The sequence below is a fragment of the Pedobacter sp. SYP-B3415 genome (assembly GCF_004138205.1).
Lineage (GTDB): Bacteria > Bacteroidota > Bacteroidia > Sphingobacteriales > Sphingobacteriaceae > Pedobacter.
In genome coordinates, this window is the sequence record NZ_RXNQ01000015.1 from 1 (window position 1) to 16772 (window position 16772).

The 16772-nt window shown below is 50.2% G+C and carries 9 protein-coding genes; 1 reads left to right on the top strand and 8 read right to left on the bottom strand.

The genetic code is table 11. The features are described 5' to 3' along the window. Positions 1 to 186: 186 nt before the first annotated feature. The 6 genes from EJV45_RS08215 to EJV45_RS08240 form a co-directional block, all read right to left on the bottom strand. Positions 187 to 3315, bottom strand: a complete 3129-nt coding sequence (locus tag EJV45_RS08215) for a DUF6298 domain-containing protein (RefSeq protein WP_205942350.1) — start codon at positions 3313 to 3315, stop codon at positions 187 to 189. 4 nt (positions 3316 to 3319) lie between these two features. After that, positions 3320 to 4963: a polysaccharide lyase family 1 protein gene (locus EJV45_RS08220; RefSeq protein WP_129715196.1), complete on the bottom strand. Its 1644-nt coding sequence runs from the start codon at positions 4961 to 4963 to the stop codon at positions 3320 to 3322. Then, the gene (locus tag EJV45_RS08225) at positions 4960 to 6633 is read right to left on the bottom strand and encodes a polysaccharide lyase family 1 protein (protein WP_129715197.1); all 1674 of its coding nucleotides are present in this window, start codon (positions 6631 to 6633) and stop codon (positions 4960 to 4962) included. Before EJV45_RS08225 ends, EJV45_RS08220 begins: the two co-directional genes overlap by 4 nt. A 317-nt stretch (positions 6634 to 6950) precedes the next feature. Next, positions 6951 to 8954 carry a RagB/SusD family nutrient uptake outer membrane protein gene (locus EJV45_RS08230; RefSeq protein WP_205942351.1) on the bottom strand — a complete coding sequence of 668 codons (2004 nt, stop codon included), beginning with the start codon at positions 8952 to 8954 and terminating at the stop codon, positions 6951 to 6953. A 33-nt stretch (positions 8955 to 8987) separates the two neighbouring features. After that, the gene (locus EJV45_RS08235) at positions 8988 to 12191 is read right to left on the bottom strand and encodes a SusC/RagA family TonB-linked outer membrane protein (protein ID WP_129715199.1); all 3204 of its coding nucleotides are present in this window, start codon (positions 12189 to 12191) and stop codon (positions 8988 to 8990) included. Positions 12192 to 12229: 38 nt separating this feature from the next. Then, positions 12230 to 12889, bottom strand: a complete 660-nt coding sequence (locus EJV45_RS08240) for a DUF3826 domain-containing protein (protein ID WP_129715200.1) — start codon at positions 12887 to 12889, stop codon at positions 12230 to 12232. Between the two features lie 443 nt (positions 12890 to 13332). On the opposite strand from EJV45_RS08240, the gene EJV45_RS08245 reads away from it, so the two are divergent. Then, positions 13333 to 14202 (top strand): AraC family transcriptional regulator, encoded by an 870-nt coding sequence (locus EJV45_RS08245; RefSeq protein WP_129715201.1) that lies wholly within the window; start codon positions 13333 to 13335, stop codon positions 14200 to 14202. Here the strand turns inward: EJV45_RS08245 and EJV45_RS08250 are convergent. Then, positions 14199 to 15134: a dihydrodipicolinate synthase family protein gene (locus EJV45_RS08250; protein ID WP_129715202.1), complete on the bottom strand. Its 936-nt coding sequence runs from the start codon at positions 15132 to 15134 to the stop codon at positions 14199 to 14201. The two genes, EJV45_RS08245 and EJV45_RS08250, sit on opposite strands and share 4 nt — an antisense overlap. A 6-nt stretch (positions 15135 to 15140) precedes the next feature. Further along, a complete protein-coding gene (locus tag EJV45_RS08255) occupies positions 15141 to 16727 on the bottom strand; it encodes a sodium:solute symporter (RefSeq protein WP_129715203.1) in 1587 nt (528 codons plus the stop codon). Between the last annotated feature and the right edge of the window lie 45 nt (positions 16728 to 16772).

Genomic DNA, 16772 nt, shown 5'->3' on the forward strand with positions numbered 1-16772 from the left:
GACTACCAACAAACGCTATTTGCAACTTGACAGGGGGGCTTACTTATTGAAATAGAACAAAAAACTCTGTTCAAACGCCAGGTATGCCGTTAAAACACAAACGTTAATTTTTACCGGACAACACTGATTCATGGCTCGTGGTTCAGCTCAGACTTTTCACTTTCGACTTTTCACTTTTGTGCTTTTTTATCGTCGCGTAACGATAGCAAGCTCATGCGCCGGGCCGGTTTTGACTAGTTGCACCACGTCGCCGCCTTTAAGCCGGGCAACCTTCAGGCATTTGCCGGTCAGGTCATAGACTTTTAGTTCGTAGTTACCTGAAAAACCGGAAAGATCGAGCGGAAAAGCAGCATCACCGGAATGATATACGACGTATTTCCGACCGTTTTCGCTTAAGAGGTATCCCGCATCAGGAACAGAACCGGCCGGTTGAAGATTCCTTGTTTCGCCTATGATTGATGTATCGAAACCCTGAAGGTCGGCAAGCGAGCCGCCAGCCATTAAGCTTGCCCAGCCAAAAGCAGGGGCATTATCTGCCGAATACATCACTGCTTTATCAGGAAAGCGCCGGCGGTATTCACTTACAGCCCGGTACACCTGATCGAACGATGTTTTCTTTGGTTTTAGGAGCCTGGCATGCTGGCGCGGTGCAAGATTTTTTCCGCCGGGCGGCGCGTACGCTGCTCCATCTGCCTGGTAATGCCAGTACCGGATATCAATAAGGTCGACAATGGCCGCACGCTGCGGATCGGCAAGGATTGCGTCCTGCACATCCTTTGTTGTGCTTAGGCCTATGACGGGATGTTTACCCGTTTGCTTCTTCCACTCGGCCACAGCATCCAGCCAGAACTGAACAAAGTGCAGGGGCCCTGTATACTCGGCGCTTGTAAGCTGAATTACACCGTTGTTGCCGGCAAAATTTTCAAGACACTTTCTGATGTACAGCCGGTGGAGACTGCGCCGCTTCGGATCGGACAGATCATAAAACTGATCGGCCATGAAAATACGTTTATCGCCGGCGTAGGGCACCGGCTCAGGAAAACCTGTATCATTGACATTGTTGGCCGTGCGCCACGGGAAGTCGGCATAATGTGCGCCCGCTTCGATAATGTTGTGCTGAAAATAATTCTGGTGAATCAGCGTGAGGCCTTTCCGGTCGGCAAGATCGGCAAATGTTTTTAGCCGATCCCAGTACCATTCGTTGTATTTACCGAGATCATATTTACTAAGGCCATCCCATGCCGTGTCCTGTCCGCTTCGCGCAAAAGGCAATTCGTAAAAAGGTGCCCAGACATCGCCATCCATACGGCGGATGCGCTCATGGTCGTCCCGGCGCCGGTCATACCAGAGCCCGTAGTTGTGTTCAAGAATCTTAACCGGCCCCGACTGCATGCTGTCTGTCAGCTGATCCAGGTTATCTGTCAGCCCTGCTCCTTCCCGGCCAGGCACAAAACGTGTGATGTGGAAGCGGGTATTCCGCAGGCCATGAGGCCTGGCAGAGCCGTTCCACCAGGGAACTTCCTGTCTGGCACCTACTGCAAGTCGTCCCGCCCGCGTTAGCCAGCCGTTTTCAAGTTTCAGGGCTGGTGAAAGAGCTGAGACCTTTTTTAAGGAAGGATTTACAATGCGTCCGGAACCGGTAACGGGAAGCGGATCTCCGGACACACGGCCGCGGATAAATTCATCGAGTGTGACAGCCGGAGTTGCAGCCAAGCGGGTCAGCTCCATCGCCACGCTTACCTGCGGACTGCTGGAAGCTTCTGTCTGAACCGGCAATAAGATTGCCCGCTGTACGGCATCAGCACCGAGACGGTCCTGCAGCTGGCCATAATAAAAGCTTCGCGGCTGAATCTGTTCATTTGACATATCCCAGTAGGCATTTCCCGCAAACTGTGCCCAGTTTCCCAGGGCCCAGTTCATGGCACCCGGGGGTGCCTCGCAATCAATACGTGCCGCGCTGCATTGCCAGATCATGCTGTTGGCAGCCGTCCAGCCTGCTCCCTGCCCATCCTGACCGCGGTTTTTCAGGCTCAGCGCCTGACCGTCAACATTGACAATATCGAAAAGGACGCCAGAGGCCCAGCTGTCTGTGGTGCCACTGAAACCAAAAGGCAGCACAGACTGGCATTGAACAAATGCGTTGGGCCCGGTGGTACAATAACCTGTAGCAAAGTCATGAATTCCGTTTTCAGCAAACAGGCGCTGAAACAGGCCCTGCTGCCCTGCGGTAAAAAAGGTTTCCCTTCGACCGCCGGCAATTTCAGAGACGGGAGAACGCGAGATACAATCTTCTACAGTTGTGCGGCGAACGCTCTCTGCCACATACACCGCAGAACCTGCAAAATGCAGAAACTCGATCCGGCGCACCCAGATATCAATTGCATTTTCGATGCTGATCGCATTCCAGCGGTGATTTTCGTCTTTGGCGTTTGCCCCATCGAACGTTGAGCGCATCAGGATATTTTCGACTCCGGCCTGACTAACCCGGCCCGTCCAGGTATACCTGGCTACCATCGCGCCGCCAAAGGACGGATCGAGCGCTGTTGTAAGTGGTGCATCAAGTGTCAGCTCATTTCCATTCACCGCGAGGACCGTCCGGTCCCAATACAGGTCGCGCTGACCTGGTTTCCAGCCAAGTGAGGTAATGCCACCGCCAAAATGTGCCGTGCCCAGCTCTGCAATCCACTTGTCTGTTGAGGGACGGCGAATGCGAATGTGATCGCCCGGCCGGTAAGTATTTGGCGTCTGTGTTTTCAGCGACCGGGAGTTTACCGGTACATATAATGGGGCAAGGGCTTGTTCCTGCTCTGTCTTGCGGTTGTTTTTGCCGCCAATGCGGATGACACCAATCCTGTCGAGTCCGGCCGCTACCAGTTGTGTCCCGTTGCTGTCCATCCCCGCACCGCGAAGTACCACACCCGAAGTATGAAGGAAAATTGTACCATTTACGTGGTAAGTACCTTTCTGCAACTGGACCGCCCCTCTAAAGCCATCGCTGCCAGGCTTCAGCTCAGATACATAATCAATTGCCGCCTGGATCGCTTCAGTTGCGTCGCCGGTACTCGTCGGAACGACTGCCTTAACAGCAACCAGCGGAACCGGTTTGTCGCCTGCAGCATACCCGCTATAAGAAAAATCAGGGATCCGGTTGCCAAGGCTGTCAGGCGTATATTGCAGCTTCCCGTTCTTGTCGGCGTAAACAGGCTTTGGCGGCTCTTTTTTTTTTTGCGCCACTGCACCGATGCCGGTACATACTACGACCAGCAAAAAGACGGGTTTTAACCATATCAGGCAAGCGGCTTGTAGTTTCAGCATGATCTCATTTTGCGGGGCCTGCCGGTCTTACCTGATTTACAGGAACCAGGCTGTTTAAATAATTTTCAATGTTCGCGTAACCATTTTTCGCCAAACGGGGAGCATCGGCTGGATTGGCCGGATCAAGGCCGTTGCTGCGCTCCCAGGCATCAGGTATGCCATCTCCATCCCCGTCCGTATAAGGTTTGCCAGTATAGTCCGGATATCCGCCCACCTGGCTAATATCTGAAATAATTCCTTTTTTATATGAATCCGCCGGCAGGCGGCGTTTTACATAACCTTTGCCCTGCGGCGAATCGAGGCCCTCCTTATACTGAATCCTGCCGCTTCGCACCTGCTCAATGATGCGCAAATCGACCGGATCGCGCCTGGGCAGGCTCGCTCCTGAATGATCAAGCACGTAGCTATAGGCGGTTTTGGCGTCGGTCAGCGTGAGCTTTGCCATGGGGAGCGGCCTTGCTGACCGAATCGAATCGAGTAATTTTTGTTTGTCGCCCGCGGTTTCCGGCTGCACACCACCATCCCAATTATTACGTGTTACCTGCTCATTGCCTTCAATCACGTTGCCATGAACATATGCCTTGCCGAACAGGTGTGTAAAGTTTTTGCTGCGACCGGTTTCAGGTTTGAGGATCCGGTAAGAGATCGGTTCGCCGGCCGGTGTGATGGGCCCGGGTTTGTAATAATTGTTGATGAAGTTATACGCCGAATTGTTGTCGCCCCCGTCAGCACTGCGGTTCCACCAGTTAAAAACGACATTATTCGCAAAACCAAAATCGCCGTACATACCGACAGAGGGGTTCCGGCTGATGTTCGAGGCCCACAGGTTGCGCATGAAGGTGCTGTTCAATCCGCCGATCGTGCTTCCGAACGCATGGTTGTAGGTGTCCAGGGCCTCAGAAAATATGGAATTCTGAATGGTGACGTTCACGGTAGGCAGTTTTTGCGGCGCTGATCCATCGCCGGGACTGTAAACATGCCGGTAAACAGACATGTTTTCATCCAGCCCCCAGCTCGCCGACACATGGTCGATCATGATGTTGCCTACCGGATTGCCGCCAATGGCATCGTCGCGGCGGGTTACATCGGTTTCGCCGCGTCTGAACCGCATATACCGGATCACCACATCGTGGGTGTTGATCCAGACCGACTCGCCGGCTATACATACCCCATCGCCGGGCGCGCTTTGCCCGGCAATCGTAATGTAAGGAGCACGGATGATCAGCGGGGTTTTTAGCCGGATGATACCGGCCACGTTAAACACGATAATTCTGGCTCCGCCCTGTTCACAGGCTTCACGAAGACTTCCCTTGCCCGAATCGTTCAGGTTTGTAACGACAAAGACTCTTCCACCGCGGCCGCCTGGGGTAAATGCACCACCACCTTCCGCACCGGGAAAGGCGGGGATTTTTGCCTGGGGAAGATCTGATGGTTTTGCAGCCCAGGGTATAAACGGCTTGCCATTGCGGCTGTCCCGGTCAATAATCGATTTCACCTTCAGGAATTGTGCATCTGATGCCGCATGAATCCTGGCCAGAAGCGAGTCGGCTTTTGCCTCCATCGCAGCGGGAATTACGGGATATTGCGAATAGACGCCGGAGCATGCTGCCATGAGCATAACAAAGGTGAGAACTGTGGGCTTTCTCATTTTGCAAGCGGTTTCACATTTTTCTCTGCAACGACACTGTTCAGGTATATCTCGATGTTTGAATAACCGCCGGCGGCGATCTTCGATGCATCTGAGGCATCGTTCGGATTGAGCTTATTTTTCAACTCATAACTATCCGGCATTCCGTCATTATCACTATCCTTATAAGGTGTGCCTTTGTATTCCGGATAACCACCAACCTGGCTGATATCAGTGATAATTCCTTTTTTATAAGAATCTATCGGCAAACGGCGGTGTTCGAACTGCTTTTCCGGCAGCTTTACGTTTGCCGGGTATTCTATTTTACCGGTAGTAACCTGTTTGACAACCCGGGTATCCACCGGATCACGTTTAGGCAAGGTAGCGCCGGCATTTTCAAGCACATACAGACGCGCCTGTTCTGTCGGAAGAATGGTGATGTGCGCCATTGGGAATGGTTTGGCCGCACGCATGGCCGCGAAATAGGGTTTTGCTTCTTCAAAACTCATCAGATCGCCTTTTTTATTTTCAAGCTGCACACCGCCATCCCAGTTGTCTTTTGTTACACGCGCATTCCCCTCAACAATGTTGCCCTGTACGTAAGCCCTGCCAAAAACAACATAAGGCAGTTTGCTGCGGCCCGACTCCGGCTTCAGGATACGGTAGCTAATAGGGTCAGCGAGATTTGTAACCGGTCCGGGTTTGTAATAATTATTCATAATGTTGAACGTTCCCGTATAATCGCTGCCGTCTGTAGAACGGTTGTTCCAGTTAAAGATGACGTTATTGGCGAAGTTGAACGTACCGTTCCAGCCTATAGACGGATTGCGCGCTGCATTATCAGCCCAGAGGTTGCGCATAAATGTGCAGTTTTCACCGCCTAATGTACTCCCGAATGCATGGTTCCAGGTATCCAGGGCCTCTGAAAATATCGAATTCTGAATGGTGATGTTCACGGTGGCCAGCTTCTCCTCTGCCTTGCCGGTGCTGTCGTTGTACATATGCCTGTACATAGACATATTTTCGTCCAGCCCCCAGCTTGCTGAAACATGATCAATCATAATGTTGCCAACCGGGTTTCCTCCTATTGCATCATCGCGGCGCCCGACAAAAGTTTCGCCGCGGCGGAAGCGCATAAACCGAACCACTACATCGTGCGTATTTAGCCATACTGACTCGCCTGCTACGCACACCCCATCCCCCGGCGCGGTCTGGCCTGCAATGGTAATATATGGCGCACGGATGATAAGCGGCGTTTTTAATCTGATGATTCCCGCAACGTTAAATACGACAATCCTGGCCCCGCCCTGTTCACAGGCATCGCGAAGTGATCCCGGCCCGCTGTCGTTCAAATTTTTCACGACAATAACCCGGCCGCCACGCCCCCCAAAACTGTATGCTCCCCCGCCTTCGGCACCGGGAAAAGCAGGCAGATCTGATTGCGGAAGATCGGTTGGGCGGCCCGCCCACGGAATGTAGGGCTTACCTTGCCGGGCTTCTGCTTCAATGATCGGTTTGGCTTTTTCCCATGCAATGTCAGACTGGCGATAAGCCGCTTTCATCATTGAATCGGAGCTGCGTTTCACATCTTCAGGGATTTTTGGATACTGCGCCTTTACGGTGAGTGTTGCGGACAGGGATAGCACGGCAGTCAGGACTGCACCTAATTGGCGAAAAAGTTTTCTTCTCATTGGTTTTGCTCGTTCGCTGCCGGTTAGAAAGCCTGCCTGGCAGGCAGCTGCTGTTGTAAAGTTAACAGGCTGGCTCGTTCTCCGGTTGATAGCGGATAAATATTTTGGTTAGAGTCGGCATTGACAAAGCTCAGATACGATTATCCGGATGCACAACACCATGTATTCAATATTTAAATATAAACAAAGAATTCAAATGTGAAAGCTAAAACCTCAGGAATTTTACAATCCGGACTACGTTTCCGGCCACAGGCTGCAAACAAAAAAGTCATCCATGCGGTGCGCACAGATGACTACAAAAAACAAACTAATAACTACTATTTCAACGGGTCGAATGTTCCTGGTCCTCTCAGGCTGTTCCAACCCTTGGTCTGTTCAACATTCGGCGAGGCGCTGAGGATATTTTCATTCAGACCAAAGAAGTAATATTCGGGATACCATTTAAATTTCCAGTCGGCCGGGTTGGTTTTATCCAGGTCGTCTTTCACCGTGATGGTGAAATAGTTATCATACAGATAGTCCAGGTAAGCGGCATAATTGGCCGATCCGTTTGGTGTAGGATAACTGGCCGGGTCGCGGTCGATTACCGGAGCGTTGCCGCTGGCCGGTTTGAGCATCGGGTCTGTTGTACCTACATATTTTGCGCCAGCAGTCGTTTTAACCGTGATAAAATATCCTGTTCTGCGGGTGCCGTTTAACGGCTTGATACCCAGGCGCGCGGCAGTGGGCGAATCTTCTTCAAAAAGCATCCAGCGGCGAAGATCAAAAAAGCGCTTGCCTTCGTATGCAAATTCGATTTTCCGCTCATTCAGGACCGCTGCAAACAGCTGGTCACGGCTGGTTGCAGCGCCAAGGCCGTAGGCGCCATCCAGGTTTTCCACACCCGCACGTTCGCGAATCGTTTTAATCAGGTTCAGACCTTCTGTAAGGCGGTTGCTGCCAATGGCTGCTTCAGCCAGGTTGAGCACGACTTCGGCAAAACGCATTTCCATATAGTCCATGCCATTCTGCGAAAAGTTACCATTTGCATTACTTGCATTCGGATCTGTTGCCTTACTCAGGTAAACAGCACTCGCATTAGCTCCCTTTGTCTCGGTGGTCTGGCTTGGAATAGCTTCCGTTGCATTGCGGTACCATTTATAGGTCCACTGCTTATAGTTGGCATTACCTGCGTATGGCCAGATGGCTCCGTTGTACGTAAACGTTTTGTAGAAACGTGGATCGCGGTTTTTATAGAATTTTTTGGCATCATAGGCATAGGTTGAGCTGCCAGGCATTTTTCCGTCTTTCATCGGGAATGCATCGACCATTTCTCGGGTTGGCGACAATGAGCCGGCACCATTGATCTCTTTTGAGCGTGCGGCCTGCTCCCAGCCATTGTTTCGTGTCGTATTTCCGCCGATAGCAAGATTATTGAATCCATAAACGATTACTGCTTCAGGATTATTGGCATCTGTAAACCACATATTTCCCCAGGCTGTTCCATTTGCGGTTCCCCCTGTTTTAAACAGGCCGCCGCCATTGGCTTCAAGCAGTGTTTTCGCTGCCAGGTTGGCCTGGTATGCGGCCTCCCATCTTGCCGGGTCATCATTTCGGTTAAACAGCGGGCTTGCCCAGGTAAGCATCACACGGCCGCGAAGTGCTGCTGCCGCACCGCTGGTCATACGTCCCCAATCGGCTCCGGTCCATTTTCCGGGCAGCAGGGCGATTGCCTGATCAATGTCTGCATTGATCTGCCTGATGCATTCTGATGTTGAGCTGCGCGGAATTTCGAGCGAGATGCCATCGGAAGCGACCGGATTTTGCGGCGTAAGCGCCAGCGGAACGCCGCCATACAAACGGACCAGGTCAAAATATTGCCAGGCGCGCCAGAAATACATTTGTCCCTTCAGTTTGTTGCGAACGTCTTCAGCGATACCATATTTATCGATCTCGGCCAGGAATATATTGATCTGTTTCAGCCTTGTGTATGGATTGTTAACAATGCTCGATGTAAGCCGTGCGCCGAAATAAGGCAGCGCGTGGGCATTTGTATAACTGATCGATGCCCAGACTTTATTCAGGTCGGTCTCGCCGGCAAACTCATCCGTCGTTTTGGCAAAGTTGTCATTATTCGTTGCCAGGTTCCAGGAAAGTGACTGCGCATTGTTTGCCGGCAGAAACAGCCCGTAGAGGTAGTCTACATATGCCTGCGCCAGCAGCGGATCCTTAAACACTTCTTCGTTATAGCCTGACAAATCCCTTTTTTCTTCAAGGAAGTCATCTTTGCAACCCGCTGTAAAAACAAGCAGGCAGATGATGGCGGTATATATCTTTTTCATTTTCATTGCAATCTAAATTGTAATCCGTTTCCTTTAAAGCGTGATGTTAAGTCCGAATGAGAACGTACGCAGGGTCGGGTAAGCATCCCATGCGTTGTCCGGCCCTTTGTAAGAATAAGGATTGAACAGGTTGGCAGCATTCAGACCGGAGAAAAATACCCTGGCATTGTTAATTTTTGCATACTCAACAATCCTCTTAGGCAATGTATAAGACACGTTGAAACTTGGTATGCGCATTCTGAAACCGCTGACCCTGTAGAAGTTTGACACAGGTGAAAGGTTGATGCTTTCGAACGCCGGGTTAGGCATACTGCCGGTTGGGTTCAGCACAGGGTCGTAAACGTCTGCCCAGATGTACGGCAGGCTGGTAAAGTTTCGGGCAATTGATGAGTTAAGCGGCTTGCGCTCGTCAATCTCAGACCAGCCGCCAAACGAGCCGGCAATGACCGCATCAACGGCAATGCCTTTGTATGCTGCACGCAGGGTAACGCCAAAGCCATAGTGGTTATTTGCTTTTCTAGACAACTGGATCTGGTCGTTTTCGTCAATTATACCGTCTGGCGCCCCGAAGGTACCGTCGCTGCGCAGCTGCCCGCGAATGTCGCGGTAGTACAAACTTCCTGGTCGCAGTTGTGCTGCAGGTGTACCAAGCACCTGTGTAATGTTATACTGGCTAACGTAGGCATCAATTTCTGCCTGGTTTTTAAACATGCCCAGATAGTCATAACCCCATTTACCAAAGTCAGACGATCTGCCGGGTCCGGCCATCCAGGGCTTCATCATATCGACAGTGTTGTAACTGCCGACCAAAACTTTATCGTCAGACCAGTTGAACCGCGCCGCAATGCCATAAGAGAAATCTTTGCCGATCTTATCGTCCCAGTTCAGGCCGATTTCATAACCATAATAATTTGACGCACCGAAATTCTCCGATGCGCTGGTTCCTCCTACTGTTGCAGGGATATTGGCCAGGTTCTCGATCAGGATGTTTCGCGCAAAATTGATATATCCGTCTGCGGTAAGGCCAAGCTTGTTGTTGAGGAACTTAGCATCGATACCAAAATTCGCCTTGTATTCTGTGCTCCATGTTGCATCCCGGTTTGGCGATGCCTCCATTTTCAGGCCTGTACTGGCCGCGCCGTTGCCGCCAAATACGCCGCCCTTTCCTTCCTGGAACGTGTAACGCTGCCGCCATAACCAGGCTTTGGTCTGGTCGTTTCCGAGTACACCGCCTGACGCGCGAACTTTTAAATAATTAATGGCAGGTACCTTGAAAAACGATTCGTCTGAGATTACCCATCCCAAAGAGCCGGAATAAAAATTACCCCAGTAATTTTCCGGCGCAAATTTGGTCGATGCATCTGTACGGAACAAAAATTCAAAGAGGTATTTGTTTGCGTAGCTATAGTTGGCCCGGCCCAGGTATGAAAGCGTACCACCCTCATTTGCGGTCGTACTGCCGGCAATCTCGCCGAAAGCGGTAGAGAACTGTCCGTTGGTAGACGGGATAGGATTGGCTTTGTAAACCACCTGTCCTTTGTCCCACGATTCAGAACGCTCCAGAGCTGCAAGTGCGCTGATCGAATGTTTACCGAAATCGCGGGCGTAATTCAGCGAGAAGTTGAACTGATCGTTTCGCTGCGTGCTGTTCTGGTAATACAGGCGGTCGCCGTTTGTCACGCGGAGCGGATTGCCGTTTACGGTTGCACCCTCGTAAATATGTTTATTTTCGCCGAGGCGGTTAAACTCATACAGGTTATAATACGTTCCGATCTGTGAACCTAAACTGGTGCTTTGGTTACGGGCATAAGTAGCACGCGCTTTCAGACCTTTGATAAAGGCCGGATCATATTCTACATAACCGTTTACTGTAAAGAGGCTGCTGTTTGTGCTTGCCAGGTTATTTAACCTTGCGATCTCCCCGAAATGATATTTTGAAAGGTCATTGGTTGTACCGGGGATCTTTACAGGCAGGCCGTTTACATATTCCGGTACGTAGCGCGGCGCAAGGAGCAGGTTTTTATAATCATCTTCAACACCTTCTCCCGAAACTTTGTTGAAAGTTTTATTTAGCTCGCCGCTGTTACCCGAAACTTGCAGGCCGACTTTAAAATTTGAGGCAAGTGTTACGTCTGTGCCTGCGCGAAAATTCCACCGCTGATAGTCGAGCGTTGCCAGATTTCCGTTTTGTTTGTTGTATGAAACATTGGCGAAATATGTAGCCCGGTCTGCACCGCCGCTTATGCCGAGCGTTTGCCGGAAGGCATACGAGGATTTCCATGCTGCCTCCAGGCGATCATGGTCTATATTTTTGAAGTGCTCAAGTTCGTCTGCACTGAAGAAGTTGTCTACTCCCGGCTGACGCGCATAACCGTTCGGACCGTTCATGATGTTCATGTACTGACCGAACTCATAGGCGCTCATCATTTTTGTTCTGAACGCTTCATCATTTATTGCGTAAGAACCGCTATAGGTAACGCGCGGCTTTCCGCTTTTGCCCCGCTTGGTTGTAACAAGCACAACACCGTTACCGCCACGGGTACCGTATACGGCGGCCGCTGCATCCTTCAGGAAAGAGATACTTTCAATCTCAGATGCGTCAAGGTTACCGAAGTTGGTGGCATCAGGCTTTCCCTGACCATCGAGCTGGATCACACCGTCTATCACATAGAGGGGATCTGTTGTTCCGCCGTCTTTTGCAAAACGGTTGTTCGGGTTCCTGACGGTAAGCCGGGCAGTGGAGCCCGGGCGCGAAATACCACCGCTTACGCCTACGCCAAGCACCCTTCCTGCCAATGCCGCAGCCACACTGGTACCGGGCAGGTCTTCGACTTCACTGGCTTTGATATCGACCACAGCGCCCGTCAGGCTTGCGCGCTTCTGGGTGCCGTAACCAACTACAACAAGGTCGTCAAGATTCTGGTTACCGGACGTAAGACGCACGGTCATATTAGACTGTGTACCCACAGGAATCTGCTGGCGGGTGTAGCCGATAAATGAAAATACGAGCACATCAGCATTAGATCTGATCTGGATGGTGAATTGCCCGTCTGCATTTGTGCTTACATTACTCGGAACGCCCTTGATGCTGACATTGACACCCGGCATAGCCGATCCATCTGACGCATCGATGACCCTTCCCGTCACCCTTCGTTCTTGCGCGTACAAAGCAACGCTGTTGATTAGCGAGAGCAGCAGTATGCACCAGGAGCAGTTGCGTAAAAGTTTAAAGTTCATACTATTATTGGTTAGATTATTTGGTTCGTTCTGTTTGATTACCTGACCTGCAGGTTCGCTTTGCGGCGCTTTTCCCAATCCGCACTTTCCTTTTTCAGGTCAAAGCCTTCTTTGGAAAGATAGTTATTGATACGGCCCTTGTATTTACCGAACCAGCCATGTTTCTTTTCAGCCGATTCGGCGTCCATGGCGAGTTCGCGGGCTTCGGTCAGCCAGCTTAAGATCTGCGCTTTGTGGGCTTCGGTAAGTGAAGGAATCTGCTCCTGGTAGGCCTTGTAGGTTATTGGAAGGACGTTGTAGGTCATTCCATTTTTAATGCCTTCAATCTGTTCTGCAGAAAGATATTTGCCAAGCTTTTTAAGGTAAGTCACATGCAGCTGCTGCAGGCGGTCTTTCGTGTCACGGGCCACCTCGTCTTTTGCCGCTTGCGTGTTTCCGGCTTCGGCCGATTTCAGCCGGGCCAGCTTTGCATCGCGTGCAATATAAATGTCATTCAGGTCGTCATACTGGTCGCGCACCAGTGCGGTGACTTTCGCAGAATCGCGGGGGCTGGCCGGACCTATGGCAGCCACAATTTTTGCGGCCCTTTTTGTAATTGTTTCAAGGTATGCTGTCCGCTCCTTGTCAGCTGGCGTCTGTGCAAAGGCCTGCAGACCGAGGCAGCTTAAAAAGAGGAAAATGGCGCTTATTTTTTTCATCGTTATCTGGTTAGGTTCGGTCGTTGACAATTTAAAAGGAAGTGTGCAGCAGGATGCCAACATGATAACTGCGGCTGCCGGTACTTAGTGTGATTCTTTCGGCATCTTCCCGTATTAATAAACGTAAATTTGACGTATATAAAAACGGGGAAAATAAAATCCCCGCAAATCTGCTTTGCCGGGTTCCTGAAGCAACATGGAAGTAGTGCTTTTTATCCCTTCTCATAATTCATTAATGAACGTCTTATTTATATAAAAATTAACGTCCGGTCTATATTTGGTTGCCTCCGTAGTGGCTTATATACAAAACTCAACAATCAAAAACGTCCTTTATTAGCACTTTTTAGCATGTTAGTATAGGATGTTATCTTAAAACACGTATCTTTAAAAAACCTGCCCGGTCAGTTACGAGCAATAAAAAACGAAGATTTTTTCAAAATTTAATGAAACCGCATTTCCACAAAGTTCCCGTAACACTGCAAAGTTCGTTCAGCATCAGGCACGATATCAAAGCCGACTTCGGGCATGTCTGGCATTATCATCCGGAGCTCGAGCTGCACTACACAGTGAAAGGAGAAGGTGTACGCTTCGTGGGCGACAACATCAGTAATTTCGGACCGGGAGAGATGGTTCTGCTTGGCGAAAACCTGCCTCACATCTGGCGCTGCAAAGATGCATATTTCCAGGACCATCCGGATGAACAAATCGAGGCAAAAATTATCCACTTTCTACCCGACTGCCTGGGCAAATATTTGCTGAGTTTGCCCGAAGCTTATCTGCTGCCGAAGCTGTATGAAAAAGCGCGAAGTGGCATGCTGATATTCGGAAACGCCAGGCAGGAACTGGCTTCCCTGATGGACCGCGCACTCGCAGCCGTTAACCTGGAACGGGTAGTCGTATTACTGAACATTTTGCAGATCCTGTCTGAAACCGACGAATACAGCACCATTGTTACCGGAAAACACACGTTCAGCCCATCGAATGATTCAGATAATGCGCGGATTAACCGGATTTACAACTACACCCTGAGCAACTATAAAAAAGATATAAGCCTGGATGAAGTGGCTTCACTGAGCAACCTGAGCGTTACCTCTTTTTGCCGCTATTTTAAAGCAATGACCCGCAAAACATATTACGATTTTTTAATCGAGATCCGGGTAAGCCATTCCTGCCGTTTACTGATCGAAAACAAGTTACCCACCGAAATGGTATGTTTTGAATGCGGCTTCAATAATGTTTCTAACTTTTACAGGCATTTCAAAAAGGTAACGGGCATGACACCACTTGAATACAAACGAAAATATCTGAATTAGAACAGAGGCTGAAGTTCCAGGCGGTTGCTCAAACGGGTATAGTCAGCGTAAAGCTGTTCTATATTTCTAAGCACTGCTCTGCTCACTTCACCAACGTTGCGGCGCGTAAACGTAGAGATATTCAGTCCCCGCTTTCGCAGGAAGTATTTTGATACGGTTGGATAAACGTCATGCATGACGTCCATGTTATCGATCAAAAATTGCTGCACAATGTTCACTTCAGCGGCTTTCGACTGGTCAGCATAATGATCGCAAAGCCAGACGATCAGTTCCGGAAAGTAATTTCCCTGGATACAGGACAAACCAGCCGCTCCGGCGCGAAGTGACTCAATCGCATGTCCCATGTAGGCGTCATACAAGCCAAATCTGCTGCGTTTGCCTGTCAGGTGTATTTTTTCTGCAACCTGCCCGATATCGAGGCTTGTATCTTTGTGATAAATTACCCGTCCGGTATCTACATATCTTTCAAGCTGCTCGGGTTTCAGCACCCGTTTGTAAGGAACGGGGCATTCATAGAAACCGAGGGGAATCCCGGGCGTTTCCATAATAAGTTGCATAACACGTTCATCCAAGGTACGGTCGTTTTCATCTTCCGCAGCCAGCAGACCTGTAATGGCAATCACGGCCTCGACGCCCGTATCTGCCACACGTTTCACGAAATCAGCCTGACGGCTGACCGGCCCGCCAAATGTACCGGTTGCTACGACCGGCACGCTCCCATCGGCCACCGCCATTACATGTCTTATAGCTTTCAGGCGTTCCTCATCAGTAAGTTCGAACATCTCGCTCGACAGGCAGTTCGCAAATAAACCGCTTGCACCGGCGCGCAGATAAACTTCTGTCAGGTGGCCTAAAGCCTCATAATCGACGGCCCCATCTTCACTAAAAGGTGTGAGCATAACAGGAATAAAACCCTTTTTTATTGTATCCATATTTCGCTATGTATGTTTGCGGGTTGCCTTGCGCGCGCCATACAACCGCGTAAAGAGCAGGCCGGCGAGGAATATGCCGAGTGTACCCACGACAATAACCATGTTTTTGTGCAGGGGATTGCGAAGCTCACTGTAAGTTTCGGGAAGCAGATGTGAAAAACTCATCCATAAAATAATAAGCAGGCCAATCGCGGTTGCGGTCATTGCGGCATGATTTCCGGTCCGGCGGCTTATCAGTCCAAGCAAAAACAGACCCAGCATGCCGGCTGCAAACATCCCTGAAAGTTCCCACCAGACATCCAGGATGCTTTTTACACCAATCATGGCTACGCCGGCAAACATACCGAGCAGACCAAAGAAGGTGGTTGCTACGTAAAGCAGCCTGAGCCGCTGCCTGTCGTTCATGTTTTTGCTGAAATAGCGCTGATAGATATCTTCAGAAAATACAGTCGCCGACGCGTTCATGCCTGAGCTGATTGTGCTCATCGCAGCTGAAAGAATAGCTGAAACGATCAGCCCGACTAATCCGGCAGGTATTTTGGTTACCATAAAATGAGGCATAACCTTATCACCGTAATCAGCTGGCTCCAAACTTTGCTGCAGCGCTGTTACAGCTTCGGCTGAACTGCCCGGGGGGAGACGCTCCAAGGCCACCTGGTGCCTGATCGATTCGATCAGTTCAGGGTGTTGATTGTAGTAGGCAAAAAGACAAGATCCTATAATAAAGAATAACAGCGAGGCAGGAACATACAAGACAACGCAAAGCCAGATTGACCGGCGTGCCGCCTGTGGTGAAGCGGCGGTATGGTAACGCTGAACATAGTTTTGATCCATTCCAAAATTGTTCAGGTTTATAAAAAAGCCATACAGGAGGATCACCCAAAAACTGGATTCTCTGAAATCGGGCGCAAAACTGCCGAGGCTAAACTTATTGGCCCTCCTTCCCGTTTCGATAACCGTTTCGGCACCACCCGGAAGGTTAATAAGGATCAGGTAAAGAATCAGTAATGCACCAAAAGTCTTCACTACCGCTTGTACAACTTCTGTCCAGATCACGGCCTCAATACCGCCCATCACGGTGTAAATGATGATACACAGCCCCATCACGATCATAATCAGCTGCATGGAATAACCGGTCAGCGCCTGCAGGCTTAGTGCAATACCAAAAAAGATAGAGCCCATCCTTGCCAGTTGTGTCAGCAGAAAACAGATCACGGCATAGGTGCGCGCCCATGGACCAAAGCGATGTTCAAAGTGCGTGTAAGCCGAGATTTCGCCGGTGCTCCGGTAAAAAGGAACAAAATACCGGGCGGCGACCCAGGCGGCCAGCGGCATGGAAATACTAAACACAAAAGCGTTCCAGTTGCCGCCAAAAGCTTTTCCGGGAACCCCCAGAAAGGTATTGCTGCTTAAAAACGTCGCATATATGGATAAGCCGATAGCCCAGCCCGGAATCAATCCGGAAGCTTTTGTAAACTGCTCAGCGCTCTTATTACGACGTGAAAAGTAAATACCGACAAGAATCATCGCTGCCAGGTAAATGACAATAATGCCCAGATCAAGTATCGGTAAGCCGCCTGTAATTTTGCTCATTATAGATTTGCTTGCAGCACAAAGATGACCGGAAGACCTGCCGGT

Excerpts from the sequence above, each read along its gene's own strand:
- EJV45_RS08215 (WP_205942350.1), bottom strand. The coding sequence starts at position 3,315 with ATGCTGAAACTACAAGCCGCTTGCCTGATATGGTTAAAACCCGTCTTT.
- EJV45_RS08220 (WP_129715196.1), bottom strand. The coding sequence starts at position 4,963 with ATGAGAAAGCCCACAGTTCTCACCTTTGTTATGCTCATGGCAGCATGC.
- EJV45_RS08225 (WP_129715197.1), bottom strand. The coding sequence starts at position 6,633 with ATGAGAAGAAAACTTTTTCGCCAATTAGGTGCAGTCCTGACTGCCGTG.
- EJV45_RS08230 (WP_205942351.1), bottom strand. The coding sequence starts at position 8,954 with ATGAAAAAGATATATACCGCCATCATCTGCCTGCTTGTTTTTACAGCG.
- EJV45_RS08235 (WP_129715199.1), bottom strand. The coding sequence starts at position 12,191 with ATGAACTTTAAACTTTTACGCAACTGCTCCTGGTGCATACTGCTGCTC.
- EJV45_RS08240 (WP_129715200.1), bottom strand. The coding sequence starts at position 12,889 with ATGAAAAAAATAAGCGCCATTTTCCTCTTTTTAAGCTGCCTCGGTCTG.
- EJV45_RS08245 (WP_129715201.1), top strand. The coding sequence starts at position 13,333 with ATGAAACCGCATTTCCACAAAGTTCCCGTAACACTGCAAAGTTCGTTC.
- EJV45_RS08250 (WP_129715202.1), bottom strand. The coding sequence starts at position 15,134 with ATGGATACAATAAAAAAGGGTTTTATTCCTGTTATGCTCACACCTTTT.
- EJV45_RS08255 (WP_129715203.1), bottom strand. The coding sequence starts at position 16,727 with ATGAGCAAAATTACAGGCGGCTTACCGATACTTGATCTGGGCATTATT.